Here is a 26,041-nt window from a genome sequence, read left to right as displayed (position 1 = left end):
GTGCCCGGCCGCACCGGCCGGAACACCCCCCTCCGCGAGAGTCGCCCGACTAGGACAACTCCTTCGCGATGGCGTTGACCGCCGCCCAACCGAAGGCCATGGCCGGGCCGATGGTCGCGCCGGGCCCCGGGTACGTCTCCCCCATCACCGCGGCCGAGCAGTTCCCCGAGGCGTAGAGCCCGGGGACGGGCGCGCCGTCCTCGCGCAGCACCCGGCCGTCCCCGTCCGTCACCAGGCCGCCCTTGGTGCCGATGTCCCCCGGGTGGACCGGGACGGCGTAGAAGGGGCCCTTGTCGATCGGCGCCAGGTTGGGGTTGGCGAGCGTGGGGTCGCCGTAGTAGCGGTCGTAGGCGCTCTCCCCGCGCCCGAAGTCCTCGTCCCGCCCCGCCCGCGCGAAGGCGTTGAAGCGGTGGATCGCGGCGGGCAGGCCCGGGGCGGAGATCCGCCGGGCCAACTCCTCGACCGTGGCGGCCCGTCGCACGAAACCGCTCTCCAGCCACCGCTTGGGGAAGGGCTGGCCGGGGAAGAGCCCCGCGAAGAGGTAGCGCGCCTTGGAGCGGGCGTCCAGGACCAACCACGACGGCACGGTCGTCGCGTCCGGCCGGTCCGCCGCGTACATCCGGTCCACGAACGCGTGGTAGGGCGCGGCCTCGTTGGCGTACCGCTCCCCCGCCGCGTTCACGATCACCATGCCCGGGATGCCCCGGTCGGCGACCAGGAAGAAGGGCCGCTCCCCCGGCGGGCACAGCGAGGGCGCGCCCCACACCTTGTCCAACAGGTCGGTGGCGGCGCCCAGTTCCTCGCCCAGCCGCAGCGCGTCCCCGGTCTGCCCCGCCGAGGCGTGGGTCCAGGCGGTGGAGGTGGGCCCGGGCAGGTGCTTCTCGCGCAGCCCCTGGTCGTGCGAGAAGCCGCCGGAGGCCAGCACCACCCCGCCGCGCGCCCGTACGGTGACCTCGCGCCCGTCGTGCGTGCAGCGGATCCCGGTGACCGCTCCGTCCTCGGTGATCAGGCCGGTCAGCGGGGCGGACAGCCACAGCTCGCCGCCGAGCCGGTCCAGCGACAGCCGCAGCCGGGCGATCAGCGCCTCGCCGAGCGAGAGCAGCGTGCGCCCGCTCACCAGGGCCTTCACCGCGCGGGCGGCCACGCGCAGCGAGGCCCGGCGGCCGGCCCAGGTGCGGGCGACCATGTTCAGGAAGCGGAAGTCGTAGGAGGTCATGGTCAGCCCGTACGTCGGTAGGCCCGCGCGCCGCATGTCGTGGCGCAGCGCCCCCAGCCGCTTGAAGTCCACGATCCGGGGCTCGACGGAGCGCCCGCGGGGCATCCCGCCCGGCGCCTCGGGGAAGTAGTCCGGGTAGCCGGGGGTGTACATGAAGCGGACCGCGGTGCGCTCGTGGAACTCGCGCACCATGCGCGGCCCGTGCTCCAGGTAGGCGTCCTTGCGGGCGGCCGGGACCCGGTCGCCGACGGTGGCGTCGAGGTAGGTGCGGGCCCGCTCCCGGGTGTCGCCGAGGCCCGCCGCGTCGAGGTGGAGGTTGCCGGGGACCCAGATCGCGCCGCCGGACAGGGCGGTGGAGCCGCCGTACGCGTCGGTCTTCTCCACGACGAGGACGCTCAGGCCGCGCAGCCGGGCGGTGACGGCGGCGGCCAGTCCGGCCGCGCCGGACCCGACCACGACGACGTCGTACGCGTGCGCGTGCGCGCTGGGGGTGGTGTCGGTCATCCGAAGGCTCCGGTGGCGTAGTCGCTGCGGAAGTACAGCAGGGGCGATCCACCCTCGCGGGCGGTCAGTTCCAGGACCCGGGCGGTGACGAGGTAGTGGTCACCGGCTTCGTGGACCTCCTCCAGGGCGCAGTCGGCGGTGGCCAGCGCCCCGGCGATGCGGACCGCGCCGTGCGCCGAGGGCTCCCAGTCCACCTCGGCGAACTTCTGCGCGCCGCGCCGCCCGAGGGCCTCGCACACCGGGCGGTGTTCCTCGGCGAGGATGCTGACCCCGAAGCGTGCGGCGGCCCGGACCGCGGGCCAGCTGGTGGATCCCTTGCCGACGCAGAGCAGGACGAGCGGCGGGTCGAGGGAGAGGGAGGCGAAGGACTGGCAGGCCAGTCCGGCCGGGCGGCCGTCGCCGTCGAGGGCGGCGACCACGGTGATGCCGGAGGCGAAGGCCCCGAGCACCTCGCGGAAGGCGGCGGGGTCGATGCCCGCTCCTCGGTCGGCGCGCGCGGTCAGCCGTTCCACTGGTGGCCCCAGAGGCTGTCCGAGGTGATCTCCTTGGCGGTCCAGGTGGCGGGGTCGACGAGGAGCCCGTCCCAGCCGTACTCGACCTGGAAACCGCCGGGGGCCTGGGCGTAGAAGGAGACCATGCGGTCGTTGGAGTGCCGACCGAGGGTGGAGGCGATGGGTATCCCGGCCCGGTTCATCCGGTCCAGGCAGTAGCCGACGTCGTCGAGGGTCTCCAGCTCGACCATGAAGTGGACGATGCCGGGCGGCAGCGCCCCGGGGTAGAGGCCGAGGCTGTGGTGGCGGCGGTTGGGGCTGAGGAAGTGCATCCAGTGGAAGTCCTGGCCCGGCGCGCCCGTGGGCACGGCGACCGGGGGCAGCCGCATCGAGTCGCGCAGCTGGAAGCCGAGCAGGTCCTCGTAGAAGCGCAGGGTGGCCTCGGTGTCGGGAGCGGGCAGCACCACGTGGCCGAGGCCGAGGTCCGCCCCGTCCGGCCCCGTGGTCACGAAGCGGTTGCCGTAGCGGGCGGGCAGCGGGCCGTGGTCCTGGGCCTGGCCCCAGTAGATCTCCAGCGGGTTGCCGCTGGGGTCCTCGCAGTGGATCAGGCCCCGCACCCGCCGGTCCGCGAGGGTGGCCGCGTCGCCCTCCTTGACCGGGAGGCCGGCGGCTTCCAGCTCGGCGGCCGCGTCCTCCAGGGCGCGGGCGCCCGCGACCTCGAAGCCCGCCGCGAGCAGCCGGTCCTGCTGCCCTGCGACGAACTGGAAGCGGTGTGTCCGGTCGTCGATGCGCACGTTGAGGAGGGTGTCCGTACTGCCGGTGGCCTCGGCCATCCCGAGGACGTCGAGGGCGTACGTGCGCCAGGCGGCGAGGTCGGCGGTCTCGATGCGGAGGTAGCCGAGTGCGCGGATGTCCATCGTGGCCCCTAGTGGAGGAAGAAGTCGGTGGCGAGGCGGTTGAACTCGTCGGCGGCCTCGGTCTGCGCCCAGTGGCCGCAGTGCGGGAAGACGTGCAGGCGGGCGTCCGGGATGGTCTTGAGCGCGAGGAAGGCGCCGTCGACCGGATTGACCCGGTCCTCGCGGCCCCAGGTCAGCAGCACGGGGCAGCTGATCCGGTGCGCCTCGCGCCAGAGCATGGCGGCCTCGGGCCAGCGGGCGAAGGCGGCGCCCATCCGGGCGTTGCCGAGGCGGGTTTCGGGGTCCATCGCCTGGGCGTAGCGCTCCTCGACGAGCGCGTCGGTGACGAGCGCCGGGTCGTGGACCAGGCAGGTGAGGAAGGCCCGCATCTGCGCGCGGGTCGGCTCGGGCGCGGAGCTGAACTCGAAGAGCCGCTTCAGGCCTTCGGTGGGGTCGGCGCAGAAGAGGTTGAGGGAGATCCCGCCGGGTCCCATCAGGAGCAGCTTGGCCACCCGGTCGGGGTGGTCGAGGGCGAGCCGGGTGGCGGTTCCGCCGCCGAGCGAGTTGCCGATGAAGTGGGCGCGCTCGATGCCGAGTTCGTCCATGAGGGCGACGACGGCGCCCGCGCTGTGGGAGAAGTAGTCGCGCTCGGGGGCGCGCTTGTCGGAGCGGCCGTAGCAGGGCTGGTCGACGAGCAGGGTGCGCAAGTGCCGTGCGAAATGGGGCAGGTTGGGCCCGAAGTTGGACCAGCCCGAGGCGCCGGGGCCGCCCCCGTGCAGCATGATCAGGACGGGCGCGTCGGGGGCGTCGGGGCCGGCCTCGTGGAAGTGGAGGCTCAGCCCGCCCGCCGCGCGCGTGCGCGAGGTGCTCTCGTAGGTCGGGATCGTCATGCTCACAGCATCGTGTCCTGGATGTCGAGGCCGAGGGCGCTCTGGCCGAAGAGGACGAGGGCCCGCTCGGGGTCGTTGGCCGCGTGCCCGCGGCCGGTGTGGACGTCGCGCCAGGCCCGCTGGACGGCGCCGGGTCCGGTGCGCATGGCGCTGCCGCCCGCGTTCTCCATCAGGAGGTCCACGGCGGCCACGCAGCGCTCGGTGGCGAGGACCTGGTCGCGCCGGGTGCGGGCGCGCAGCGCCAGCGGCAGTTCCGTGCCGCGCTCGGCCAGGTCGTACAGCTCGGCGATGTTGCGCCGGAGCTGGAGCCAGGAGGCGTCCACGTCGCTGGCGGCGCGGGCGATGCGGACCTGGGCGAAGGGGTCCTCGGCGACCTGCTGGCCGTAGGAGATCCGGAAGCGTTCGCGGGTGGCGGCGACGTGGGCCTCGTAGGCCCCTTCGGCGATGCCGACGATGGGCGCGGAGATGGTGGTGGTGAAGACGGAGGCGTAGGGCAGCCGGTAGACGGGCTCCGGGTTGACCGCGTGGCCGGGCACCTGGAGGGCGGTGACCGGGCCGAAGCTGAGCGCGCGGTGCTCGGGGACGAAGACGTCCTCGACGACGATGTCGTTGGAGCCGGAGCCGCGCAGGCCGACGGTGTCCCAGACCTCGTCGATCCGGTACTGGGCGCGCGGGACCAGGAAGGTCCGCATGTCCACGGGACGGCCCTCGGCGTCGGTGACCAGGCCGCCGAGCAGGGCCCAGTCGGCGTGGTCGCAGCCGGAGGAGAAGTGCCAGCGGCCGCTGATCGTGAAGCCGCCCTCGACGGGGGCGACCTTGCCGGTGGGGGCGTAGGAGGAGCAGATCCGGGCGGCCCGGTCCGGGCCCCAGACCTCCTCCTGGGCGCGGGGGTCGTAGAGCGCCACGTGCCAGGGGTGGACGCCGAGGACGGAGGACACCCAGCCGGTGGACCCGCAGGCCTTGGCCACCTCCTTGACGGCGGCGTAGAAGACGCCGGGGTGCGCGGCGTACCCGCCGTAGGCGCGGGGTTGGAGGAGCCGGAAGAAGCCGGTGGCCTCCAGCTCCTTGACGTTCGCTTCGGGGACCTTCCGCAGGGCCTCGGCCTCGGCGGCGCGCTCGCGCAGGGCGGGGGCGAGGTCGCGGACGGCCGCGAGGACCTCTTCGTCGCTCATGGTGTCCCCATTTCTCTGGTGCTCCGGATGTCACGGGTGCTCCGGAGTTCCGGTGGTGCTCCGGATCGGATGGCGAGGAACGTACGCCGGGGCCCGAGCGGCACGGAACGCGCGCTTCCCACTGAGCGGGAAGGCCGAAGATGACTGCCCGAAGTATTACTGATTGAAATATCTGCTTCCGGGACCTTCCCCGCGTCCGGGGGCCCGTGGCAGGGTCGCCCCAACGCCTCACGCAGGCCTCACGCAGGGGGTTCCTCGTGCTCGATCAGGTCATGGAGACCGACCCGGCGCCGCTGTCGCTGCTGGAGAAGGCGGCGCGGGTGCTGGGCGCCTTCGACGGTCCGCGGCCCCGGCTCTCGCTCACCGAGGTCGTGCGCCGCTCCGGCATCCCGCGCTCCTCCGCGCACCGCATCCTCGACCAGCTGGTGGGGCTGCGGTGGCTGGACCGGGAGGGCCGGGACTACCGGATGGGCATGCGGATGCTGGAGCTGGGCGCGCTCGCCTCCCACCACAACCGGCTGCGCCGGGCCGCCCTGCCGCTGCTGCACGCGCTGCACGAGCGGACCGGGCAGGTCGTGCACCTGTCGGTGCTCGACGGCGCCGAGGTGGTGTGCCTGGAGCGGATCGGCGCCGCGGTGGCCACGGGCGTGCCCTCGCGGGTCGGCGGGCGGCTGCCCGCGCACTGCACCGCCTCCGGCAGGGCCCTCCTCGCCTTCGGCGACCCGGGCGCCCTGGAGCACGTACTGGCACAGGGCCTGCGCCCGCGCACCGCGCACACCCTGACCCGACCGGCCGCGCTGCGCGCGGAGCTGGCGGCGGTCCGCGAGCGCGGGCTGGCCCACGACCGGGAGGAGACCTTCCGCGGGATCTCCTGCGTGGCCGCGCCGCTGCGGGGTGCCGGGCTCGCGGTGGCCGCGGTCTCGGTGTCCGCGCCGTCCCCGGCGGACGCGCACCACGGCGAACGCGAGCACGCCCGACTGGGTCCGCTGGTACTGGCCTGCGCGCGGGCGGTGTGGCGGGAGCTGTACGGTCCCGGGCGCGCGGGCCGCTCCGCGCCGCCCCCGGACCAACGGCCGGGGGTGCCGGAAGAAACGATGGACAACATGATGGGTTGGCTGCGGTTCAGCGAGTGGATGTAGCGGGTAGTCATACCGCAGCGCACGAGAAGGACCGGCCCCGACCCCCCGCCAGGGGGCCGGGTCCGGTCCGTTTTCCCGTCCCGTCCGTAAGCGGCGTCCGCCCCGCGGTCAGCCCGCGTAGCTGATCCGGATACGGGCACCGGGCGGGCCGGACGGCACCGCCTGGCAGGCCAGGACGTACCCCTCGGCCAGGTCGTCCCGGTCCAGCACCTCGTTGCGGAGCATCTTCACCTCGCCCTCCACCACCCGGCAGCAGCAGGCGCTGCACGCGCCCTCGCGGCAGGAGTACGGCGCCTGCACGCCCGCCGCGAGCAGCGCGTCCAGCAGCGGGGCGTCCGGCGCCCAGGCCACGGTGTGGGTGGTCCCGTCGAGGTCGACCTCGGCGGTGACGCCCGGCCCGGCGCCGGTGCGGAGCGGGGGCCGCTGCGCGAAGACGTCCCCGGAGAGCGAGAAGTACCGCTCCCGGTGGACGCCCCTGGAGCCCGCCCCGACCGCCCGCAGGGCCGCCTCGGCGGCGTCCATCAGCGGTGCGGGCCCGCACAAGTAGGCCTCGGCGGCCGGGTACGGGGCCACCAGCGGCGCCAGCCGGTCCGCGGTCGGCAGCCCCTGGAGGCGCTCCAGCCAGTGCACGACGGCGAAGCGCCCGGGGTGCTCGGCCACCAGCTCCCGCAGCTCCCCGGCGAGGGCCACCGACTCCGCGTCCCGGTTGGCGTAGAGCAGCGTGACCCGCTCCCGGCCCACCGCCAGCGCGGACTTGGCGATGGACAGCAGCGGGGTGATCCCGCTGCCGCCCGCCACCAGCAGCAGCTCGCGGTCCAGGTCGGCCGGGGTGAAGGTGCCCGCGGGCGGTAGCGCCCGGACCTCGTCCCCGGGGGCCAACCGCTCGCAGACCCACGCCGAACCGACCCCGCCGGGCACCTTCTTGACCGTGATCCGCAGCGGATCCCCGGTGTGCGGGGAGCCGGCCAGCGAGTAGCAGCGGGCCCCGCCCCCGGGCACCCGCAGGGTCAGGAACTGCCCCGGCCGGTACGGCAGGGGCCCGCGCCCCGGCGCCTCCAGGACCAGCGAGACCGCGTCCGGCGTCTCCTGGACCCGCTCCACCACCCGCAGCAGCAACTCGGCCCCGGACACCTCGGACACCCCGGACAGCCCGGACACCCCGGACGACTCAGGCATCGGCGGGCACCTCCAACCGCCCCTCGATCACGGCCCGTTCGATGCTCTCCCGCAGCGCGGCGCAGGAGCGCACCCCGGCGCTCGACCCGCCCCGGGCCACCACGGCCCCGATGCGGGGGCACTGCACGGCCGCCTCCCCGGTCCACTGCACCTGGGTGTGCGCGGGGCTGAACTTCTCGCACAGCACCCGGTTCCCGCACTCCCCGCAGACCACCGGGGTCATCACGGGGCCCCGGACCCGCGCCGGGCGAGGTTCTCGGCGACCTCGGCCCGCCACGCCTCGGTGGCGCGGGTGGTGTCGATCTCGAACTCGAAGCGGCGCACCATCTCGTCCGTGACCTCGGCGGCGTCCACGTAGAACTGTTCGTACCAGCGCCGCAGTTGGTAGACCGGCCCGTCCTCCTCCGTCAGCAACGGATTGTCGATGCGGGTCTTGTTCCGCCAGATCTCCACGTCCTGCTCGAAGCCGACCGCCAGCCCCTCGGAGGTCAGCCGCGCGGCCTCGGCGGCCTGCTCGTCGCTCATCCCGGGGAGCTTCTTGACGATGGTCCCGTACATGAGCACGAAGCTGTTCTCGTCCACCGGGTAGTGGCAGTTGATGAGCACCGACTCCAGCTCGACGCCCCCGCCCACATCGCTCCACAGCTTGTCGATCATGTACGAGGGCCCGTGGTAGGAGGCGTCGGAGCGCAGCCCGCCGCCGGTGGAGAGGGTGCCGAGGTCCACGTCGCCGCGCGGGGTGGACTCCATGTACTGGGTGGCCACGTGCCCGTCGAAGACATTCTTGAAGTAGTGCGGGAAGGCGTAGTGCACGTAGTAGAAGTGCGCCATGTCCACCACGTTGTCCACGATCTCGCGGCAGTTGGCGTTCTCCACCCGCAGCGAGTTCCAGCTCCACCGGCTCCACTCCGGGCTGCCGACCCCCTCGATCTCGGGGATCGTGATCCCGGCCGGCGGCTCGGCGCCCTCCGGGTCGTGCCACACGTACAGCTGCGCGTTGCGCTCCAGCACCGTCCAGGCCCGGGTGCGGGCGCGCGGCGGGACCCGGCGGGCGTAGGGGATCGCGGCGCAGCGGCCGTTGCCGCTCCAGCGCCAGTCGTGGAAGGGGCAGGCGACGGTGTCGCCCTTGACGCTGCCGTGCGCCAGGTTGCCGCCCATGTGCGGGCAGTGGGCGTTCAGGACGTGCAGCTCGCCGTCCTCGGCCCCCTGGAAGATCACGAGCTTGGTGCCGAAGGCGGCCACCTCGTGCGGGGCGCCGTCCTTGAAGTCCTCGGCCAGGCCCAGGCAGTGCCACCCGCGGGCGAACCGCGTCGGCACGGCGGCCGCCTCGATGACGCGGACCACGTCCGGTGCTTCGGCTGCTTCGACTGCTTCGGCTGTCGTCATGAGTGGCTCCCTACTTCTCGGCCTGGGCGGCGAGTTCGACGGCGATGTCGATGAGCTGGTCCTCCTGGCCGCCGACCAGGCGGCGCGCGCCCGCGCGCAGGAGGATGTCGGCGCCGGAGACGCCGTAGCGCTCCGCCTGCCGGTAGGCGTGCTTGAGGAAGCTGGAGTAGACCCCCGCGTGGCCCATGAGCAGGGCCATCCGGTCGAGCGTGCACTCCTCGTCCATGACGGGCCGCACCACGTCCTCGGCCGCGTCGATGATCCTCAGCACGTCGATGCCGGTCCGGATCCCCATCCGCTCGCAGACCGCGGCGAAGGCCTCGACCGGGGTGTTGCCCGCGCCCGCGCCGAGCCGCCGGGTCGAACCGTCGATCTGGAGCGCCCCGGCGCGCACGGCGGCCACCGAGTTGCCCACGCCCAGCCCGAGGTTCTCGTGCCCGTGGAAGCCGACCTGCGCGTCGCCGCCCAGCTCGGCGACCAGCGCCGCGACCCGGTCGGTGACCTGGTCCATGACCATGGCCCCGGCCGAGTCCACGACGTACACGCACTGGCAGCCCGCGTCGGCCATGATCCGGGCCTGGCGGGCCAGGTTCTCCGGGCTGGTGGAGTGCGCCATCATCAGGAACCCGACGGTCTCCAGCCCCATCTCCCGGGCCAGCCCGAAGTGTTGGACGGCGATGTCGGCCTCGGTGCAGTGGGTGGCGATCCGGCAGATGGCGCCGCCGTTCGCGTGCGCCGCGCGGATGTCGTCCTTGACGCCCAGCCCCGGCAGCATCAGGAAGGCGATCTTCGCGGTGCGGGCGGTCTCGGCGGCGATCTTGATCAGATCCTGCTCGGGGGTGCGGGAGAAGCCGTAGTTGAACGAGGACCCGCCCAGCCCGTCCCCGTGCGTGACCTCGATGACGGGCACGCCCGCGCCGTCGAGCGCGGCGACCACGGAGCGCACGTCCTCGCCCGTGAACTGGTGCCGCTTGGCGTGCGAACCGTCGCGCAGCGAGGAGTCGGTGACCCGGATGTCCAGGCTCTCGGAGTAGGTGGCCACGTCAGTTCATCTCCTTGGCGAACTCCTCGCCGACCTTCGTGGCGGCGGCGGTCATGATGTCGAGGTTCCCGGCGTAGGGCGGCAGGTAGTCGCCCGCGCCCTCCACCTCCAGGAAGATGGCGACCCGGGCCGTCCCGCCGCCGAGCGGCGAGGGGTCGTCGTACTGCGGCTCGGCGCGCAGCCGGTAGCCGGGGACGTACGCGGCCACGTCCGCCACGACCTGCTCGATCGAGGCCGTGATCGCCTCGCGGTCGGCGTCCTCCGGGATCGCGCAGAAGACGGTGTCGCGCATGATCACGGGAGGGTCGGCGGGGTTGAGGATGATGATGGCCTTGCCGCGCGCGGCGCCGCCGATCTCCTCGATGCCGCGGGCCGTGGTCCGGGTGAACTCGTCGATGTTGGCCCGGGTCCCGGGCCCCGCCGAGACGGAGGCGACCGACGCCACGATCTCGGCGTAGGCCACCGGAACCACCCGCGAGACGGCGTACACCATCGGGATGGTCGCCTGCCCGCCGCAGGTGATCATGTTGACGTTGTCCCGGTCCAGGTGGGCCGTGAGGTTCGCGGGCGGCACCACGGCGGGCCCGACGGCGGCCGGGGTCAGGTCGATCGCCTTGATGCCGAGCTCGGCGTAGCGCGGGGCGTTGGCCCGGTGCACGGAGGCGGAGGTGGCCTCGAAGACCAGGTCGGGCAGCTCGCCGCGGGCGAGCAGCCGCTCCACCCCCTCGTGCGTGGCCTCGATCCCGGCCCGGCGGGCCCGCGCCAGGCCCTCGCTGTCGGGGTCGACGCCGACCATCCAGCGCGGCTCGACGTACGGGGAGCGCAGGAGCTTGTAGAGCAGGTCGGTACCGATGTTGCCGGAGCCGACGATGGCGGCGGTCGCCTTCTTGATCGTGCTCTCGGTCGTGCTCTTGGTCATGCTCGTGGCCACCTCAGGAGAAGGAGAGGGAGACCGGGCCGAGCCCGGTGAAGTCGGCGGTGTAGGTCCGCCCGGCGCGCACGTCCACGGCGCGGGTGCAGGACCCGGGCAGGATCAGGTGCCCCTTGCGCAGCGGTACGCCGAAGCGGGCGACCGTACGGGCCAGCCAGGCGACGGCCGTGGCGGGGTCCCCGAGGACGGCGTCGGCACGGCCGGTGGCCAGCAGCTCGTCGCCGCAGGTCAGGCGTGCCTCGATGGCCTTGAGGTCGAGCTCGCGCGGATCCCGGCCGGCGCCGATGACGTAACCGGCGGAGGAGGCGTTGTCGGCGATCGTGTCGGCGATGGCGATCCGCCAGTCCGCGATCCGGCTGTCGATCAACTCGATGGCCGGGACGACCCGTTCGGTCGCGGCCAGCACGTCCGCCTCGGTGCAGCCCTCGCCCGGCAGGTCGGCGCCGAGCACGAAACCGACCTCGACCTCGATGCGGGGCGCGCAGTAGCCCGCGAGCGGGACGGGGACCTCGGAGCGCAGCTCCATGGTGTCGAGCAGGTGCCCGTAGTCGGGCTCGTCGACGCCCATCATGGCCTGCATGACCGGGGACGAGAGCCCGACCTTGTGCCCGGTGATCCGGTCGCCGTCGTGGTCGACGCGGCGGCCGATGTTGTGCAACTGGATCTCGTACGCGTCCTGCGCGTCGATCCCGGGATACGTCTCGCTCAGCGGCCGTACGGGCTCCCGCCGCAGCTCGGCCGTGCGCAGCAGCCCCGCGGCCTCGCGCCGGAGCCGTTCGTCGAGCATGGGTGCCTCCCGGCTGCGGTGGTGTGGTGCCGCAGACGGTAGGCGCGGGCCCGGCGCGCACGGGAGCCCCCGTTCCCGCTGAGCGGGAACGGGGGCTCCGGATGCCTAGAGCGCCTCGACGAAGGCCGCGAAGGCGACCCGGCCGACGGTGAAGACGGGACCGCCGGGGATCTTGGAATCCCGGACGGCGACTTGGCAGGGCTGGGGGGCGACCTCTACGCACTCGCCGCCGCTGCTACCGCTGTACGAAGCCTTGCGCCAGGCGATGCCGAGGGGCGAGCACTCGACACAGTCGCCGCCCGTGTTTCCGCTGTACGAGGACTTACGCCACCGCGCGTTGGCCATGTTCTGGTTGGTGCCCATAGCGTTCCTCCATTACGCGGACGATCAATGCCGCCGATTCCTCCACCGAGAGGGCGGCGGCTTGCAGCTGAGCGTAACGAAGGGCGGACTCCCTGACCGTGTCAGGGTTGGCCGTCATGTGGCCGGAGATCAAGTCCTCGGTGTAGACGATGTCCGGGTCCCCGTCGAACCGCAGGGTGTTGAACGACCCGATCAAGCTGGCGTGTTCGCCTGCTGCGAAGGGAAGCACCTGCAATCGTGTCCAGCGTTGCTCGTTGATGCTGAGCAGGTGCTGGAGTTGGTTCCGCATGACCTCCCGGCCACCGATCGGCCGATACAGCGCGGCCTCGTCGAGCACGACCCACACCATCGGCGGACGCTCCCGCCGCAGGATCCGCTGGCGTTCCATCCGGGCCGCAACCAAGTCTTCCAGATTGCTCGGCAGCCCCGTCGCGAGCACCGCTCGCGCGTACTCTTCCGTCTGCAACAGGCCGTACACCACCTGCGCCTGATACGTGGAGATGTACTCCGCCCTAGCCTCCATCTCGGCATACGCCTGGAACCAACTCGGTAGCTGACTCCTCAGCACCAACCCCACCAGCCGGCCGAACTGGCCATCCGTCCCCAAGGCCGCATCCAGCCGCTCGGAGAAATCGCGGGTCGGGACCCGCCTCGTGGTCTCGATCTGGCCGATCAGGGAGCCGGTGCAGTAGATGATGTCGCCGAGCTGCGCCTGCTTCAGCCCTGCGGCTTCGCGGCAGCGGCGCAGCTCGGCGCCGTAGTAGTCCAGCGGGGAGGCGGTGGGATCGAGGTCGCTGATGTTGACCATGGGCGGTCACCCCTAAGTACGCGCCGTGCAGCGGTCGTTCCGGTCGGCGACCGAGCGTAACGAGTCAGCCGCACCCCGGTACCGAAAACGGGGCAACCACCCACGCACGAGCTACTTCCTCGGGCCCGGACAGACCTGCCAGGCGAGGTGGTACAGCGTGTTCACGCTCGCGTCCGTCGAGTCCATGGCCATGAAGCTCGTCGTACCCGGCGCGGACGTACCGGCGTTCACCCGCAACTCCGTGTTGATGTTGAAGTTGCGCTGCTCACCGCAGGGGGCCCAGACCAGGTCGGAGTACTCGGTCTTGTCCGTCGTCTGCCAGTTGTCGTCGAGCGGGCCGGTGAACTGGTGGGTGCGCTGGGTGGTCTGGGGCATGCCCTGGAAGTAGTAGCCCGCCCGTTCCTGCCCGGTCGCCCCGCGCTGGAGGCTGCCGAAGCCGCGGTAGTCGGCCTGGACGATGGCGTAGGTGAAGCCGGACGGCACGTGCACGCGCAGGTTGAGCTGGCAGTTCTTGCGGAAGGCGGTGGGCGGGGCGCCGGGGCCGACCTGGGCGAGGTACTCGCTGTAGGTCACCGTGAAGGCCGTGTTGTCGGGCGCGACGGCGACCTGCGCCGTCCCCTCTCGACAGCCGGAACCGTTGACGGTGGCCAGCTCGATCACGATCTTGTCCGGCGGGACGGTGATGGGACCCGCCTGCGCGGGGGCCGCGGTGGCGAGGAGGGCGGCGGTCGCGCCCATGGCGAGCAGGGTTCGGGACAGGGAAAGAGACATCGTTGTCGCTCCTGACCGTTCGAGGGGTGGGGCGTGATCAGACGCTCGGACACTGCTTCCACTCGAAGTGGTAGACCGTGTTCACGCTGCCGTCCGTCGAGTCCATGCTCATGAAGCTCAGGGCCTGCGGGCTGGACGAGCCCGCGTAGACCCGCAGTTCGGTGTTGACGTTGAGGATCCGGTCCTCGCCGCAGGCGGCCCAGACCAGGTCCGCGTAGCCGGTCTGGTCGCTGGCCTGCCAGTTGTCGGAGTACGGGCCGCCGAACTGGTGCGTGGTCCGGGCCGTCTGCGACTGGCCCTGGAAGTAGTACCCGGCGCGTTCCTGCCCGTAGGCGCCGCGCTGGAGGCTGGCGAAGCCGCGGTAGTCGGCGCGGGCGATGGCGTAGGTGAAGCCCTGCGGCACGTGCACCCGCAGCGCCAGCTGGCAGTTCTTGCGGAAGTCCGTGCCCCCGGCGCCCGCCCCGGCCTGGGCCAGGTAGTCGCTGTAGGTGACGGTGAAGGCGGTGTTGTCGGGCGCCGCGGCCACGTCGGCCGTACCCGCGGGGCACCCCGACCCGTTCGCCCCGACCACCTCCACGGTGACTCGGCCCGGGGGCACGTACGCACCATCGGCCTGTGCGGCGGCGGTGGGAACGCCCACCGCCACCAGGGTCAGGGTCGCGGCCCCGAGGGCCAGTCTGCGCAGCTTCATGTCCGTTACTCCGTCCGGTGGCGACGACACCGGATCCGCAATCCGGATCCGGCTTGAGCATGCACATGCCACCACTCCCCCACGGCCGGGGTAACCACCGGATACGGCCAACACCCCCACCCCACCCCCCACTGGCCGGAACCAGCGAGTCCGCTCCCCCCACCGAGCCCCCCCACCAGCCCCCCGCCCCATCCCCCGCGGCCCACCCTCCCCCAGGATGTCCGGAAGCACGCACTCCAGCCCCGCCAGCGTTTGAGGCGCCCCGCGCGAGGCCGCACTCCAGCCCCGCCGACGCTCGACGCACCCCGCGCGAGGCCGCACTCCAGCCCCGCCAGCGTTCGAGGCACCCCGCGCGAGGCCGCACTCCAGCCCCGCCAGCGTTCGAGGCACCCCGGACGAGACCGCACTCCAGCCCCGCCGACGCTCGACGCACCCCGCGCGAGGCCGCACTCCAGCCCCGCCAGCGTTCGAGGCACCCCGGACGAGACCGCACTCCAGCCCCGCCGGCGTTTGAGGCGCCCCCGGAGGGCAGATCAGGGACGGCCACAATCCGCACACGGCACCGGCCTAGCCGATGAGCGCCTGCCGAATCTGCCGAACGGTCTGCGCAGCAACCCCCGCATCCACGGCGCCGTACGCGGCATACGCGTTCAGACCGGTGGCCAGGGCCCATCCCCGCCCGCGCGTCCAGGTGGCCTCGTCCACGCCGAGCGCCGCGCGGAAGACCGTACGACTGCCCGGCGACAACAGCGTGAAGGCGACCATCAGGTCACGAGCCGGGTCGCCGAGGCCCAGCCCTCCGAAGTCGATGACCGCGCTGAGCCGACCGTCCACGGTGAGCAGGTTGCCGGTGTGGAAGTCCCCGTGGAACCAGACCGGCGGGCGGTCCCAGCCGGGGGCGCCGAGGGCCGCGTCCCACAGGGCGGTCGCCGCCGGGGCGTCGAAGACCTCACCGGCCTCGCCGAACCGCGCGATGGACGCCCGGGTCTCCCGGTCGCGATCGGCCAGGGACCCGTGCGACAGGTCACCCGAAACCCCCTCGGCCGGGAACCGCTGGAGCGCCTCCAGGAACCCCGCCAGCTCGACGGCCGCCGCGGCGGAATCCCCCAGGACCTCGACGGTCGCCTGCTCACCGTCCAACCAGCGGAACACCGCCCACGGCCACGGGTACCCGAAGCCGGGGCGCCCGGCGCGTACGGGCTCCGGGACCGCCAGCGGAAGGTGCGGGGCTAGGCGCGGCAGCCAGTGGTACTCGGTCGCGAACCGCTCGGCGACCGCGGCCCGCCGCGGCAACCGCACCGCCAGCTCCCGGCCGAGCCGATGGATCACGTGGTCCGACCCGCCCGGTTCCACCGCGACCAACGGCAGCGCGGCCCACTCCGGAAACTGCCCGTCGACCAGCTGCCGCACGAGCTCCGTACCGATCCTCACGCGAACCCCCCGTTCCGGCCCCCGACCCCGGTGTGACGGGCGACGCGGTCCGGCCATCCCACTGCACGCACGCCACCCCGTCCACCGATTTGCACCCGGCCCGCCCCCGAACCCGGGAAAGAAAGATCGCCCGACGGCGCGACATCCTGACCTCCCGCGTAGTCAAGAGGGATATGCACGGGGATCAGCAGGCAAGCGAACAGGTGGGGACCGAGTGAAATCAGCACAGGAGGACGCGTACCTGGAATTCGTGTCCGCGCGGGCGAAGGCCCTCTACCGCTCGGCGTACACCCTCGCGGCCGGCGACGCGCACCTCGCCGAGGACCTGGTCCAGGAGACCTTCAGCCGGATCTACGTCCACTGGAACCGCGTGGCCCGGGCGGACAGCCCCGCGGCCTACGCCCAAACGGTCCTGGTCCGCACGTTCCTCACCCTGCGCCGCCGACGCAGCACCACCGAACGCCCGACCGGAACCGGGACCGTACCCGACAGCGCGGACGTCAGCGGCCGCGACTGCGCCCTGCGCATCACCCTCACGACCGCCCTCGGCCAACTACCGCCCCGCGACCGGGCGGTGCTCCTGCTCCGCTACTGGGAGGGGCACACCATCGAGGAGACCGCCCGCACGCTCAAGCTGAGCAACAGCGCGGTCCGCTCGCAGGGCACCCGAGCACTGGGCAAACTCCGCGCGCTCCTGGGCGAGACCCTGTCCGACCTGGTCCCGCACTGAGCGAACGCCCCCTCACCCTCACCCGCCAGCAACAGAGAAGCAGTGACCCACCATGCCCTTCGAAACAGACCTCGCCCACGCCCTGAACCGCACCACGGACTCCCTGGACCCCGACCTCACCCCGCTCCTGACCGGCGCCGTCCAGCGCGGCCGCACCCACCAGCGCCGCCGCCGCACCGCCGCCCTCCTGGCCGGGGCCGGGGCCTGCGCCGCGATCGCCACATGCGCCCTGCTCCTCCCCACCCTCCGCCCCTCCGGCTCCGACATGGAACCGACGGCCCTGGCCCTACCCCGCTCCGCGGTCTCCGGTGACCAGATGATCCAGGCCCTGCAACAGACCTTCCCGGGAGCCCGGTTCAGCGACCAACACGGCCAGAGCAACAACCCGGCGGACCCCTCGGCCGGCTACGTAGCCAACGCCGGGCTCCTCCTCGACGACGGCCACGGCCCCGCCTTCGTCGGCATCTCGGCGGTCCGCCTCAAACTCCCCCTGCGCGACGGCGACGGCCTGAGCTGCGACCGCACCCCCGCCCGCCCCAAGGGCGACACCTGCACCCTCACCGAACTCCCCGACAGCCCCACCACCCCCGGCGGCGCACTGCTCCTCTCGGAACGCACCGCAGCCGACCGCACCCCGGGCTCCGCCCAACGCTGGACCCTCACCCTGACCCTGAAATCCACCGGAGCCCAACTCCAACTGACCCAATGGAACAGCCCCGGCGGCGGCACAGGCCCCGAAACCCCCAAGCCCACCCGCCCCACCCCGCCCCTCACCGAAGCCCAAGCGGCATCCACCCTCACAAGCCCCACTTGGACCCCCATCCTGAGCGCAGTGGGCTAACCGCTTCCCGAACGCCAAATCCCCCCGAGGCCCTGCCGAGACCTAGCGGTAACTGACGCATTCACGCTTGTTCACATCCCGCCACCACAGAATGACCGCCCCTTCATAACGACCACCCCAGAGCGCCCCAAAACAATTGACCCGAACTTAAACTCCACTCTAGTAGCCGCAGCGACATCAAACACTCTCCACTAACCCGTGGCCGGGTCGGGAATCCCCTCCGGAAAATCAACAGCTCCGGCATCGAGACTCTCCGTTGCAGGGCACACATATCCCACGATCGCAAATATAACCTCGCCGAGATTACCGCGCACCCCGATTTTTGCGACAAGTAAACACATGACGGAGATCACGGACCCTTTACGCTTCCGCCTCCACTACCCCTCACGACATAATACCGATGTCAAATCTGGCCACTCGACGCCGCGTGGCTGCATGGTCAAGATTCCGGATACTTCCTCGTCGACTCTGGAGGAGTCCATGCAACCCCCTCGCGCTCCAGTCGATCGATTATCCATTCACGCCCCCTTGAATCGGCTACTTCCCACGCATGCAGGAATGGGCGGGAGCTCCTGATGCCGATCACCCCACGAACACCAGACACTCGAAGCGAAGCGTCCGGCATGGTGTGACAGAGGTCTGCAAGCCATGCAATACAAGCCAGAGAATCACCATCCGGCCAAAACTCTAGAGGCTTTTTTCGTCGCGCCATTGCCCTAATCTCAAGCATGGCAATGTTCTTCAAGAACGATCCTGCATCCCAGTCGTCCATGCGCCTCATCAGCTACTCCAACCTTCCACAGCAGACAGAATATGGAACCGACGGCCCTGGCCCTACCCCGCTCCGCGGTCTCCGGTGACCAGATGATCCAGGCCCTGCAACAGACCTTCCCGGGCGCCCGGTTCAGCGACCAACACGGCCAGAGCAACAACCCGGCGGACCCCTCGGCCGGCTACGTAGCCAACGCCGGACTCCTCCTCGACGACGGCCACGGCCCCGCCTTCGTCGGCATCTCGGCGGTCCGCCTCAAACTCCCCCTGCGCGACGGCGACGGCCTGAGCTGCGACCGCACCCCCGCCCGCCCCAAGGGCGACACCTGCACCCTGACCGAACTCCCCGACAGCCCGACCACCCCCGGCGGCGCACTGCTCCTCTCGGAACGCACCGCAGCCGACCGCACCCCGGGCTCCGCCCAACGCTGGACCCTCACCCTGACCCTGAAATCCACCGGAGCCCAACTCCAACTAACCCAATGGAACAGCCCCGGCGGCGGCACAGGCCCCGAAACCCCCAAGCCCACCCGCCCCACCCCGCCCCTCACCGAAGCCCAAGCGGCATCCACCCTCACAAGCCCCACCTGGACCCCCATCCTGAGCGCAGTGGGCTAACCGCTTCCCGAACGCCAAATCCCCCCGAGGCCCTGCCGATACCTAGCGGAAACTTAAGCACCACCCTGGTAGACGTACCCATCCCGCGCACTGCACCAACCAGCAGTTAATTCCGCCCCCGGATTCAGACCCAACAGGACACTCGCCCGCTTCCACTCATGCTCCTGACCTAGTGAAATTTGCGCCACATTCCAGGCAATCCCAAGCATGCCGGAGATCGCCTTCCAAGCAGAATTAAATCTAGCGGGGCCACGGATTGAGTCCCGGGTCGGTGTACAAGCACTCCAGAGGGCGATCCGCATAGATGGCCAACTCCAAAGCCTCCTCGAAGCTGGAACCCATTGACCAGATCCACCCGAGGCCCGCGGCAACTACCGCACCACCATCCTCCATAAAGACGCTCGAATAGCTAAGCCATTCACCAATGGGGAAGTAGCGCCCACCCAAAGCCTGCTCAATCTCCAGCGCCATGCCCCGCTGATTCCCGCAAGAAATGGGATCGAAGCTGAAGGGTTCGTCGTTGCTAAAGTACGGACCTGTTTTATTCACCGGCTCAACGCTCAATCCACCCAGGGTGGACAGCACCTCTTCGGCCCGCAAGCTCGGAGCGTACCCCTCCTGCCGGAATACCTCCATCCACCGGGAAACATCCATCTTCCGCTGAGGGTCCCAACCGGAATCACTCAAAACCTGGATCGTCTCGGGTCGCAGCAGGTCAAATCTATTCGGCATCAGCAATCGACTCCAAGACAGTGCAGCGCCATCAGGCACGAGCCAGCGAACTCCACGAACTAGATCATGCAGAACACACCGAGACGCAAGCCATTTACCAGGACTGGTCACGGTCCAGTTCCCCGAGATGCTCGATCGCGCGGAGCGGGGCCCAGTGCTGCATCCCCCCTACCCCGCCGCCCCGTACACCGGGTGCGGGGGCTGGGCTTCGGACAGGAGTTTCGATGCGGCCTCGCCCGCCTCCGTCGGGGTCCAGCGGGAGGCTTGGTTCGCGGTGGGGCCCGGGCGCCAGCCCTCCATGACGGTGATGCGGCCGCCCTCCGCTTCGAAGACGCGGCCCGTGACCCCGGCCGAGGCGTCGGAGCCGAGCCAGACGACCAGCGGGGAGACGTTCTCCGGGGCCATCGCGTCGAAGGCCCCGGCTACGGGGGCCGCCATCGTCGCCGCGAAGGTCTCCTCCGTCATCCGGGTCCGCGCCGCCGGGGCGATCGCGTTGACCTGGACCCCGTACCGGCCCATCTCCGCCGCCGCGACCAGCGTCATGCCCAGGATCCCCGCCTTGGCCGCGCTGTAGTTGCCCTGGCCGACCGAGCCCAACAGGCCCGCCCCCGACGAGGTGTTGACCACCCGGGCCGCCACCTGCCGCCCCGCCTTCGCCTCGGCCCGCCAGTGCGCCGCCGCGTGCTTGAGCGGCAGGAAGTGCCCCTTGAGGTGGACCCGCATGACCGCGTCCCAGTCGTCCTCGTCGAGGTTCACGAGCATCCGGTCCCGCAGGAACCCCGCGTTGTTGACCAGGGTGTCCAGCCGCCCGAAGGCGTCCAGCGCGCACTCGACCAGCGAGGCCGCACCCTCCGTCGTGGCGATGTCCCCGCCGTGGGCCACCGCCTCGCCCCCCAGCGCCCGGATCTCCGCCACCACCAGCGCCGCCGGGGCGTCCGGCCCCGGCAACCCGTCCAGGCCCACCCCGAGGTCGTTGACGACGACCCGCGCGCCCTCCGCCGCGAAGGCCAGGGCGTGGGCCCGGCCCAGCCCCCGCCCCGCGCCCGTCACGATCACTACCCGGTCTTCGGCAAGTCCCATGTCACGTCTCCTTGTTGGCGGTTGCGGCGTCCAGGAAGGCGGGGCGTTCGCCGCCGCCGTGCAGCAGCAGGCTCGCGCCGCTCACGTACGCGGCCCGGTCGGAGGCCAGGAAGACGGCCGCCCCGCCCACGTCGGCGGGCTCGGCGAGCCGGCCGAGCGGGACCGTGGCGCCGACGGCGGCGATCCCGGCCTCGTCCCCGTAGTGCAGGTGGGAGAGTTCGGTGCGGACCATGCCCAGCACCAGGGTGTTCACCCGTACCTCGGGCGCCCACTCGACGGCCATCGAGCGGGCCAGGTTCTCCAGCCCCGCCTTGGCGGCCCCGTAGGCGGCGGTGCCCGGCGAGGGGCGGGTGCCGCTGACGCTGCCGATCATGACCACCGACCCGCCCGCAGCCCGTAGCGCGGGGTAGGCGGCCAGCGAAGCGGTGAGCGGCGCCGTCAGGTTGAGGGCGACGACCCGTGCGTGCCGCTCGGCCTCGCCCTCGCCGAGCAGTCGGTACGGGGTGCCGCCGGCGTTGTTGACCAGGCAGTCCAGCCGCCCGTACCGCTCGGCGACGGAGGCGAAGAACTCCCCCACCGCCACCGGATCCCGCAGGTCGAGGGCGGTGAAACGGGCCTCCCGGCCCCCCGCCTCCACCGGCTCCTGCGGCGGGCGGCGCGCGCAGACGACGACCCGCGCGCCCGCCGCGAGGAACGACCGGGCGATACCGGCGCCGACGCCCCGGGTGCCACCGGTGACGACGACGACCCTCCCGTCCAGCTCCATAGGCTGCTACCTTCCTCCCCTAACAAACGTTTGGTGGAAAGGTAGCTGATCCGCTCATGGGTGTCTCCACCTCAAGCCCCGGCAAGGGCATCGCACTCGTCACAGTCGACTTCCCACCGGTCAACGCCCTTCCCGTGCAGGGCTGGTACGACCTCGCCGACGCCCTGCGCGCCGCGGGCCGCGACCCCGAGGTCCGCTGCGTGGTGCTGGCGGCCGAGGGGCGCGGCTTCAACGCGGGCGTCGACATCAAGGAGATGCAGCGCGACACCAGACGCGGCGAAAACGGCGGGCACGGCGCGCTCATCGGCGCCAACCGCGGCTGCTACGAGGCCTTCGCGGCCGTGTACGAGTGCGAGGTCCCCGTCGTCGCCGCCGTGCACGGCTTCTGCCTGGGCGGCGGCATCGGCCTGGTCGGCAACGCCGACGCGATCGTGGCCAGCGACGACGCCACCTTCGGGCTGCCGGAGCTGGACCGGGGCGCGCTCGGCGCGGCCACCCACCTCTCGCGGCTGGTCCCCCAGCACCTGATGCGCGCCCTGTACTACACCTCGCGCACCGCGACGGCCGCCGAGCTGCACGCGCACGGCTCGGTCTGGAAGGTGGTCCCGCGCGAGGGGCTGCGCGCGGCGGCCCTGGAGCTGGCCGCCGAGATCGCGCTCAAGGACGGCTACCTCATCCGCCTGGCGAAGGCGGCCATCAACGGCATCGACCCCGTGGACGTCCGGCGCAGCTACCGCTTCGAGCAGGGCTTCACCTTCGAGGCCAATCTCAGCGGGGTCGCCGACCGGGTCCGCGACACCTTCGGAGGCGAGGAGCGCCGATGACCGACAAGACCATGACCCCCGACGAGGTGGTCGGACGGCTGCGCAGCGGGATGACGATCGGGATCGGCGGCTGGGGCTCGCGGCGCAAGCCGATGGCCCTGGTGCGAGCACTGCTCCGGTCCGAGATCACCGATCTCACCGTCATCTCCTACGGCGGCCCCGACGTCGGCCTGCTGGCCGCCGCCGGAAAGATCCGCAAGCTGGTGGCCGCCTTCACCACCCTCGACTCCATCCCCCTGGAGCCCCACTTCCGGGCCGCCCGCGAGCGCGGCGCCTTCACCCTCACCGAGATCGACGAGGCCATGTTCATGTGGGGGCTGACCGCCGCCGTGAACCGGCTGCCCTTCCTGCCCGTCCGCGCCGGCCTCGGCTCCGACGTCATGCGGGTCAATCCCGAACTGCGCACGGTCACCTCCCCCTACGCCGACGGCGAGGAGTTCGTCGCCGTACCCGCCCTGCGCATGGACGCGGCCCTGGTCCACGTGAACCGCGCCGACCGAGCCGGAAACGGCCAGTACCTGGGCCCCGACCCGTACTTCGACGACCTCTTCTGCGAGGCGGCGGACAGCGCGTACGTCTCCTGCGAGCGGCTCGTCGAGACCGCCGAGCTGACCCGCGGGGCGGCCCCGCAGACCCTGCTCCTCAAGCGGCACTCGGTCACCGGGGTCGTCGAGACCCCCAACGGCGCGCACTTCACCACCTGCGCCCCCGACTACGAGCGCGACGAGCCCTTCCAGAAGGCGTACGTCGCCGCGGCCGGCGACCCGGCGGCCTGGGCGGAGTTCACCGCCCGCTTCCTGTCCGGCAACGAGAAGGCCTACCAGTCCGCCGTCCAGGCCTGGCACGAGGAGCAGCAGAAGTGACCACCCCAGCCACGCCAGCCACGCCAGCCACCCCCGCCACACCAGCCACCTCAACCACCCCAGCCCCCCCGACCCGCGCCGACTACTGCGTGATCGCCTGCGCCGAGGCCTGGCGGGACAACGGCGAGGTCCTCGCCAGCCCCATGGGCCTGATCCCCTCCATCGGCGCCCGGCTGGCCCGCCGCACCTTCGCCCCCGACCTGCTGCTGACCAACGGCGAGGCGTTCCTGGTCGGCCCGGACGGCTCCGTCGAGGGCTGGTTGCCCTACCGCCAGCACCTGGCCATGGTCACCGGCGGCAAGCGGCACGTGATGATGGGCGCCAGCCAGATCGACCGCTTCGGCAACCAGAACATCTCCTGCATCGGCGACTGGGAGCAGCCCTCCCGCCAGCTGCTCGGCGTCCGCGGCGCCCCCGTCAACACCCTGAACAACCCGGTCAGTTACTGGATCCCCAAGCACTCCTCGCGGGTCTTCGTCGCCCGCGTGGACATGGTCTCGGGCGTGGGCTACGACCGGGCCGCCGCGGCGGGCCCGTCCGCGACCCGCTTCCACCGCATCCCCCGCGTGGTGACGAACCTCGGGGTCTTCGACTTCGGGACCCCGGACCGGTCGATGCGGATCGCCTCCCTGCACCCGGGGGTGAGCGTCGAGGAGGTCCGCGCGGCCACCGGCTTCGACCTGACCGGCATCACGGACCCGATCGCCCGCACCCGCGAGCCGAGCGCCGCCGAACTGCTCCTGATCCGCGAGGAACTCGACCCCCGCGCCACCCGCCTGCGCGAGGTGCCCGCGTGACGGGGACGGATGGGAGAGAAACGGACGGGCCGCAGACGCCCCCGACCGAGACGTCCCGGACGAAGACGTCCCGGCCACAGACGTCCCGGCCGCAGACGCCCCGGATCGAAACCGCCCTCACCAAGCTCGTCGGCATCGAGCACCCGATCGTCCAGACCGGCATGGGCTGGGTCGCGGGCCCGCGCCTGGTGTCCGCCGCCGCCAACGCCGGTGCGCTCGGCATCCTGGCCTCCGCCACGATGACCGTGGACCAGCTGCGCGGGGCGGTGCAGGAGGTCAAGTCCCGTACGCGGGCGCCCTTCGGGGTCAACCTGCGGGCGGACGCCGGGGACGCGGCCGAGCGGGCCCAGCTGATCATCGACGAGGGGGTCCGGGTCGCGTCCTTCGCGCTCGCGCCCTCCAAGGAGCTGATCGCGCGGCTCAAGGACGCGGGCGTGGTGGTGATCCCGTCCATCGGGGCCCGGCGGCACGCGGAGAAGGTCGCGGCCTGGGGCGCGGACGCGGTGATCGTGCAGGGCGGGGAGGGCGGCGGGCACACCGGGGACGTGGCGACGACCGTGCTGCTGCCGCAGGTGGTGGACGCGGTGGACATCCCGGTGATCGCGGCGGGCGGCTTCCACGACGGGCGCGGCCTGGTCGCGGCCCTCGCCTTCGGCGCGGCGGGCGTCGCGATGGGCACCCGGTTCCTGCTGACCTCCGATTCGACCGTCCCGGACCCGGTCAAGGCCCGCTACCTCGCGGCCGGGGTCAAAGACGTCACGGTGACCACGGCCGTGGACGGGCTGCCGCACCGGATGCTGCGCAGCGAGCTGGTCGTCGCGCTGGAGCGGGCGGGCCGTACCCGGGCGCTGGCCAAGGCGGTCCGGCACGCGGCGTCCTTCCGCCGGATCTCTGGGCTGAGCTGGCCGCAGATGGTCCGCGACGGGCTCGCGATGAAACACGGCAAGGACCTGTCCTGGAGCCAGGTCCTGCTCGCCGCCAACACCCCCATGCTCCTCAAGGCGTCCATGGTCGAGGGCCGTACGGACCTCGGCGTCATGGCATCGGGCCAGGTCGCGGGCGTGATCGAGGACCTTCCGTCCTGTGCGGAACTCGTCACCCGCGTCATGGCCGAGGCACACGCAGTGCTCCGCGCCCTGCCTCCGGCAGGGTGATCCCCCTTCTCCCCTTTCAGGAGTCGCACCGATGAGCCGTGCCCGAATCCGCCTGGCGGCGACCGGAGTGCTTCTCTCCGCGCTCGCCGTCGGCACCCTCCCGGCCGCCGCGTACGCCGCGCCGACGCCGGCCGCCGCCACCACGGCCCGGCACCCCCAGCACCCCCACCAGCAGGCGGACACGATCCGCCGGATCCCGCTCCAGGGCGCGGTCAACGTCCGCGACATCGGCGGGTACCGCACCCTCCTCGGCGGTCAGGTCCGCCAGGGGCTGGTCTACCGTTCCGACGCGCTCGGCAAGCTGACCGACGCGGACCTCACCACGGTCTCCGGTCTCGGCCTCACGAAGGTCGTCGACTTCCGCATTCCGATGGAGCAGCAGTACGACGGGACGGACCGGCTGCCCGCCGGCCTGACCTCCACCTCGCGCCAGGTCAGCGACCGCGGCCTGTACGGGTTCCTGGTGGGCGCGATCGCCACCGGCGACCCCGTCAAGCAGGAGCAGATGCTCGGCGGCGGCCGCGCCGAGGCCTACATGCGCGAGGTCTACCGCACCTTCGTCACGAACCCGGACAGCCGGGCCCAGTTCGCGACGACGCTGCGGGAGATCGCGGACGGCAAGCAGGGTCCGCTGCTGTACCACTGCACGTCCGGCAAGGACCGGACGGGCTGGCTGAGCTACGTCCTGCTGCGGGCCCTGGCCGTGCCGCAGGCCACGGCCGAGCAGGACTACCTGGCCTCGAACACCTTCCGGGCCGCGTACGACGCCCAGGTCCGGGCGGGGCTCAAGCAGTCCGGCCGGATGCAGGACCCGGACCTGCTGATACCGCTCCAGGAGGTCCGCCAGGACTACCTGGACTCGGCGACGGCGCAGCTGGAGGCCGACTACGGCGGCTTCTACGGCTACCTGACGGACGGCCTCGGGCTGGACCTGCGGACCCTGGCGAAGCTCCAGGTCAAGCTGGTCCGCTCGTAGGGACGAGGGGCGGGAACGCGAAAACGCCGGGCAGCGCGTCATGCGCTGCCCGGCGTCGTCGTACGTACGCGTGCGGGGAGGGATCAGGCGCTGGGGCGGCCCGACCCGGCGCCGCCGCCGGTCGCGCGGCGACGGCCCTGGCCGAAGCCCTGGCTCGCGCCCTGGGCGCCGCCGCCGCGGGGGGGTCGTATACAC

General features: G+C 72.0%; 28 protein-coding genes. 9 read left to right on the top strand and 19 right to left on the bottom strand.

Going from position 1 to position 26,041, the window contains the following annotated elements:
* Nucleotides 1–49 precede the first annotated feature (49 nt).
* From ACFWAR_RS17400 to hsaA, 5 genes are read right to left on the bottom strand one after another with little or no spacing between them, the layout of a single operon-like run.
* On the bottom strand, nucleotides 50–1,720 hold the full coding sequence (locus ACFWAR_RS17400) for an FAD-dependent oxidoreductase (protein ID WP_385777930.1): 1,671 nt from the start codon (nucleotides 1,718–1,720) through the stop codon (nucleotides 50–52).
* Nucleotides 1,717–2,232 (bottom strand): flavin reductase family protein, encoded by a 516-nt coding sequence (locus ACFWAR_RS17395; RefSeq protein ID WP_385777928.1) that lies wholly within the window; start codon nucleotides 2,230–2,232, stop codon nucleotides 1,717–1,719. Before ACFWAR_RS17395 ends, ACFWAR_RS17400 begins: the two co-directional genes overlap by 4 nt.
* Nucleotides 2,220–3,128 (bottom strand): VOC family protein, encoded by a 909-nt coding sequence (locus ACFWAR_RS17390; protein WP_385777926.1) that lies wholly within the window; start codon nucleotides 3,126–3,128, stop codon nucleotides 2,220–2,222. The genes ACFWAR_RS17395 and ACFWAR_RS17390 overlap by 13 nt, the downstream gene beginning before the upstream one ends.
* A gap of 8 nt (nucleotides 3,129–3,136) precedes the next feature.
* Entirely contained in the window at nucleotides 3,137–3,997 is an 861-nt protein-coding gene (gene hsaD / locus ACFWAR_RS17385; RefSeq protein ID WP_385777924.1) for a 4,5:9,10-diseco-3-hydroxy-5,9,17-trioxoandrosta-1(10),2-diene-4-oate hydrolase, read from the bottom strand.
* 2 nt (nucleotides 3,998–3,999) lie between these two features.
* Entirely contained in the window at nucleotides 4,000–5,169 is a 1,170-nt protein-coding gene (gene hsaA, locus ACFWAR_RS17380; RefSeq protein WP_385777922.1) for a 3-hydroxy-9,10-secoandrosta-1,3,5(10)-triene-9,17-dione monooxygenase oxygenase subunit, read from the bottom strand.
* A gap of 257 nt (nucleotides 5,170–5,426) precedes the next feature.
* Here hsaA and ACFWAR_RS17375 point away from each other — a divergent pair, with 257 nt between their 5' ends.
* Nucleotides 5,427–6,308, top strand: a complete 882-nt coding sequence (locus tag ACFWAR_RS17375) for an IclR family transcriptional regulator (protein ID WP_385777920.1) — start codon at nucleotides 5,427–5,429, stop codon at nucleotides 6,306–6,308.
* Between the two features lie 108 nt (nucleotides 6,309–6,416).
* Here the strand turns inward: ACFWAR_RS17375 and ACFWAR_RS17370 are convergent, their stop codons facing one another.
* From ACFWAR_RS17370 to ACFWAR_RS17320, 11 genes are all read right to left on the bottom strand, one after another.
* On the bottom strand, nucleotides 6,417–7,484 hold the full coding sequence (locus tag ACFWAR_RS17370; RefSeq protein ID WP_385777918.1) for a 2Fe-2S iron-sulfur cluster-binding protein: 1,068 nt from the start codon (nucleotides 7,482–7,484) through the stop codon (nucleotides 6,417–6,419).
* The gene (locus ACFWAR_RS17365; protein ID WP_385777916.1) at nucleotides 7,477–7,707 is read right to left on the bottom strand and encodes a hypothetical protein; all 231 of its coding nucleotides are present in this window, start codon (nucleotides 7,705–7,707) and stop codon (nucleotides 7,477–7,479) included. Before ACFWAR_RS17365 ends, ACFWAR_RS17370 begins: the two co-directional genes overlap by 8 nt.
* Entirely contained in the window at nucleotides 7,707–8,870 is a 1,164-nt protein-coding gene (locus tag ACFWAR_RS17360; protein ID WP_385777914.1) for a Rieske 2Fe-2S domain-containing protein, read from the bottom strand. The genes ACFWAR_RS17365 and ACFWAR_RS17360 overlap by 1 nt, the downstream gene beginning before the upstream one ends.
* 10 nt (nucleotides 8,871–8,880) lie before the next feature.
* Nucleotides 8,881–9,912, bottom strand: coding sequence for a 4-hydroxy-2-oxovalerate aldolase (gene dmpG, locus ACFWAR_RS17355; RefSeq protein WP_385777912.1), 1,032 nt, complete (start codon nucleotides 9,910–9,912; stop codon nucleotides 8,881–8,883).
* A 1-nt stretch (nucleotide 9,913) separates the two neighbouring features.
* A complete protein-coding gene (locus ACFWAR_RS17350; RefSeq protein ID WP_385777910.1) occupies nucleotides 9,914–10,831 on the bottom strand; it encodes an acetaldehyde dehydrogenase (acetylating) in 918 nt (305 codons plus the stop codon).
* A gap of 13 nt (nucleotides 10,832–10,844) precedes the next feature.
* Nucleotides 10,845–11,630: a 2-keto-4-pentenoate hydratase gene (locus tag ACFWAR_RS17345; protein WP_385777908.1), complete on the bottom strand. Its 786-nt coding sequence runs from the start codon at nucleotides 11,628–11,630 to the stop codon at nucleotides 10,845–10,847.
* 105 nt (nucleotides 11,631–11,735) lie between these two features.
* Complete coding sequence (locus tag ACFWAR_RS17340; protein WP_385777906.1) at nucleotides 11,736–11,993, bottom strand: DUF397 domain-containing protein; 258 nt, start codon at nucleotides 11,991–11,993, stop codon at nucleotides 11,736–11,738.
* Nucleotides 11,953–12,801 carry a helix-turn-helix domain-containing protein gene (locus ACFWAR_RS17335; RefSeq protein WP_385777904.1) on the bottom strand — a complete coding sequence of 283 codons (849 nt, stop codon included), beginning with the start codon at nucleotides 12,799–12,801 and terminating at the stop codon, nucleotides 11,953–11,955. The genes ACFWAR_RS17340 and ACFWAR_RS17335 overlap by 41 nt, the downstream gene beginning before the upstream one ends.
* 111 nt (nucleotides 12,802–12,912) lie before the next feature.
* Entirely contained in the window at nucleotides 12,913–13,572 is a 660-nt protein-coding gene (locus ACFWAR_RS17330) for a DUF4360 domain-containing protein (RefSeq protein ID WP_385777902.1), read from the bottom strand.
* Between the two features lie 37 nt (nucleotides 13,573–13,609).
* Nucleotides 13,610–14,263: a DUF4360 domain-containing protein gene (locus ACFWAR_RS17325; RefSeq protein WP_385777900.1), complete on the bottom strand. Its 654-nt coding sequence runs from the start codon at nucleotides 14,261–14,263 to the stop codon at nucleotides 13,610–13,612.
* A 567-nt stretch (nucleotides 14,264–14,830) separates the two neighbouring features.
* Nucleotides 14,831–15,751 carry an aminoglycoside phosphotransferase family protein gene (locus ACFWAR_RS17320; RefSeq protein ID WP_385777898.1) on the bottom strand — a complete coding sequence of 307 codons (921 nt, stop codon included), beginning with the start codon at nucleotides 15,749–15,751 and terminating at the stop codon, nucleotides 14,831–14,833.
* A gap of 157 nt (nucleotides 15,752–15,908) precedes the next feature.
* Here ACFWAR_RS17320 and ACFWAR_RS17315 point away from each other — a divergent pair, with 157 nt between their 5' ends.
* The 3 genes from ACFWAR_RS17315 to ACFWAR_RS17305 all read left to right on the top strand — a co-directional run bounded on the left by ACFWAR_RS17315 (nucleotide 15,909) and on the right by ACFWAR_RS17305 (nucleotide 18,654).
* Nucleotides 15,909–16,424 carry a SigE family RNA polymerase sigma factor gene (locus ACFWAR_RS17315; RefSeq protein WP_385777896.1) on the top strand — a complete coding sequence of 172 codons (516 nt, stop codon included), beginning with the start codon at nucleotides 15,909–15,911 and terminating at the stop codon, nucleotides 16,422–16,424.
* Nucleotides 16,425–16,476: 52 nt separating this feature from the next.
* Nucleotides 16,477–17,265: a hypothetical protein gene (locus ACFWAR_RS17310; protein ID WP_385777894.1), complete on the top strand. Its 789-nt coding sequence runs from the start codon at nucleotides 16,477–16,479 to the stop codon at nucleotides 17,263–17,265.
* Nucleotides 17,266–18,078: 813 nt separating this feature from the next.
* On the top strand, nucleotides 18,079–18,654 hold the full coding sequence (locus tag ACFWAR_RS17305; RefSeq protein ID WP_385777892.1) for a hypothetical protein: 576 nt from the start codon (nucleotides 18,079–18,081) through the stop codon (nucleotides 18,652–18,654).
* A 240-nt stretch (nucleotides 18,655–18,894) separates the two neighbouring features.
* Here ACFWAR_RS17305 and ACFWAR_RS17300 read toward each other — a convergent pair whose 3' ends face one another.
* From ACFWAR_RS17300 to ACFWAR_RS17290, 3 genes are all read right to left on the bottom strand, one after another.
* The gene (locus ACFWAR_RS17300; protein ID WP_385778039.1) at nucleotides 18,895–19,386 is read right to left on the bottom strand and encodes an SUKH-3 domain-containing protein; all 492 of its coding nucleotides are present in this window, start codon (nucleotides 19,384–19,386) and stop codon (nucleotides 18,895–18,897) included.
* A 168-nt stretch (nucleotides 19,387–19,554) separates the two neighbouring features.
* Nucleotides 19,555–20,466, bottom strand: coding sequence for an SDR family oxidoreductase (locus ACFWAR_RS17295; RefSeq protein ID WP_385777889.1), 912 nt, complete (start codon nucleotides 20,464–20,466; stop codon nucleotides 19,555–19,557).
* A gap of 1 nt (nucleotide 20,467) precedes the next feature.
* Complete coding sequence (locus ACFWAR_RS17290; protein ID WP_385777886.1) at nucleotides 20,468–21,232, bottom strand: SDR family oxidoreductase; 765 nt, start codon at nucleotides 21,230–21,232, stop codon at nucleotides 20,468–20,470.
* 56 nt (nucleotides 21,233–21,288) lie between these two features.
* On the opposite strand from ACFWAR_RS17290, the gene ACFWAR_RS17285 reads away from it, so the two are divergent.
* From ACFWAR_RS17285 to ACFWAR_RS17265, 5 genes are all read left to right on the top strand, one after another.
* Nucleotides 21,289–22,056, top strand: a complete 768-nt coding sequence (locus tag ACFWAR_RS17285) for an enoyl-CoA hydratase family protein (protein ID WP_385777883.1) — start codon at nucleotides 21,289–21,291, stop codon at nucleotides 22,054–22,056.
* Nucleotides 22,053–22,919 (top strand): CoA transferase subunit A, encoded by an 867-nt coding sequence (locus ACFWAR_RS17280; protein ID WP_385777881.1) that lies wholly within the window; start codon nucleotides 22,053–22,055, stop codon nucleotides 22,917–22,919. Before ACFWAR_RS17285 ends, ACFWAR_RS17280 begins: the two co-directional genes overlap by 4 nt.
* A gap of 89 nt (nucleotides 22,920–23,008) precedes the next feature.
* A complete protein-coding gene (locus tag ACFWAR_RS17275; protein ID WP_385778037.1) occupies nucleotides 23,009–23,716 on the top strand; it encodes a CoA-transferase subunit beta in 708 nt (235 codons plus the stop codon).
* Complete coding sequence (locus ACFWAR_RS17270) at nucleotides 23,713–24,870, top strand: NAD(P)H-dependent flavin oxidoreductase (protein ID WP_385777879.1); 1,158 nt, start codon at nucleotides 23,713–23,715, stop codon at nucleotides 24,868–24,870. Before ACFWAR_RS17275 ends, ACFWAR_RS17270 begins: the two co-directional genes overlap by 4 nt.
* 31 nt (nucleotides 24,871–24,901) lie before the next feature.
* Entirely contained in the window at nucleotides 24,902–25,846 is a 945-nt protein-coding gene (locus ACFWAR_RS17265) for a tyrosine-protein phosphatase (protein ID WP_385777877.1), read from the top strand.
* Nucleotides 25,847–26,041 lie beyond the last annotated feature (195 nt).

Origin of the sequence: Streptomyces sp. NPDC059917 (genome assembly GCF_042730635.1) — a bacterium.
Classification (GTDB): domain Bacteria; phylum Actinomycetota; class Actinomycetes; order Streptomycetales; family Streptomycetaceae; genus Streptomyces.
The sequence above is the reverse complement of the archived record's forward strand: the minus strand, read 5'-3'. Positions and strand labels throughout refer to the sequence as shown.

Coding starts and splice junctions, on each gene's coding strand:
- ACFWAR_RS17400 (WP_385777930.1), bottom strand. CDS start 1,720: ATGACCGACACCACCCCCAGCGCGCACGCGCACGCGTACGACGTCGTC.
- ACFWAR_RS17390 (WP_385777926.1), bottom strand. CDS start 3,128: ATGGACATCCGCGCACTCGGCTACCTCCGCATCGAGACCGCCGACCTC.
- hsaD (WP_385777924.1), bottom strand. CDS start 3,997: ATGACGATCCCGACCTACGAGAGCACCTCGCGCACGCGCGCGGCGGGC.
- hsaA (WP_385777922.1), bottom strand. CDS start 5,169: ATGAGCGACGAAGAGGTCCTCGCGGCCGTCCGCGACCTCGCCCCCGCC.
- ACFWAR_RS17370 (WP_385777918.1), bottom strand. CDS start 7,484: ATGCCTGAGTCGTCCGGGGTGTCCGGGCTGTCCGGGGTGTCCGAGGTG.
- ACFWAR_RS17365 (WP_385777916.1), bottom strand. CDS start 7,707: ATGACCCCGGTGGTCTGCGGGGAGTGCGGGAACCGGGTGCTGTGCGAG.
- ACFWAR_RS17360 (WP_385777914.1), bottom strand. CDS start 8,870: ATGACGACAGCCGAAGCAGTCGAAGCAGCCGAAGCACCGGACGTGGTC.
- ACFWAR_RS17350 (WP_385777910.1), bottom strand. CDS start 10,831: ATGACCAAGAGCACGACCGAGAGCACGATCAAGAAGGCGACCGCCGCC.
- ACFWAR_RS17345 (WP_385777908.1), bottom strand. CDS start 11,630: ATGCTCGACGAACGGCTCCGGCGCGAGGCCGCGGGGCTGCTGCGCACG.
- ACFWAR_RS17340 (WP_385777906.1), bottom strand. CDS start 11,993: ATGGGCACCAACCAGAACATGGCCAACGCGCGGTGGCGTAAGTCCTCG.
- ACFWAR_RS17335 (WP_385777904.1), bottom strand. CDS start 12,801: ATGGTCAACATCAGCGACCTCGATCCCACCGCCTCCCCGCTGGACTAC.
- ACFWAR_RS17330 (WP_385777902.1), bottom strand. CDS start 13,572: ATGTCTCTTTCCCTGTCCCGAACCCTGCTCGCCATGGGCGCGACCGCC.
- ACFWAR_RS17325 (WP_385777900.1), bottom strand. CDS start 14,263: ATGAAGCTGCGCAGACTGGCCCTCGGGGCCGCGACCCTGACCCTGGTG.
- ACFWAR_RS17320 (WP_385777898.1), bottom strand. CDS start 15,751: ATGGCCGGACCGCGTCGCCCGTCACACCGGGGTCGGGGGCCGGAACGG.
- ACFWAR_RS17310 (WP_385777894.1), top strand. CDS start 16,477: ATGCCCTTCGAAACAGACCTCGCCCACGCCCTGAACCGCACCACGGAC.
- ACFWAR_RS17305 (WP_385777892.1), top strand. CDS start 18,079: ATGGAACCGACGGCCCTGGCCCTACCCCGCTCCGCGGTCTCCGGTGAC.
- ACFWAR_RS17300 (WP_385778039.1), bottom strand. CDS start 19,386: ATGCCGAATAGATTTGACCTGCTGCGACCCGAGACGATCCAGGTTTTG.
- ACFWAR_RS17295 (WP_385777889.1), bottom strand. CDS start 20,466: ATGGGACTTGCCGAAGACCGGGTAGTGATCGTGACGGGCGCGGGGCGG.
- ACFWAR_RS17290 (WP_385777886.1), bottom strand. CDS start 21,232: ATGGAGCTGGACGGGAGGGTCGTCGTCGTCACCGGTGGCACCCGGGGC.
- ACFWAR_RS17285 (WP_385777883.1), top strand. CDS start 21,289: ATGGGTGTCTCCACCTCAAGCCCCGGCAAGGGCATCGCACTCGTCACA.
- ACFWAR_RS17280 (WP_385777881.1), top strand. CDS start 22,053: ATGACCGACAAGACCATGACCCCCGACGAGGTGGTCGGACGGCTGCGC.
- ACFWAR_RS17265 (WP_385777877.1), top strand. CDS start 24,902: ATGAGCCGTGCCCGAATCCGCCTGGCGGCGACCGGAGTGCTTCTCTCC.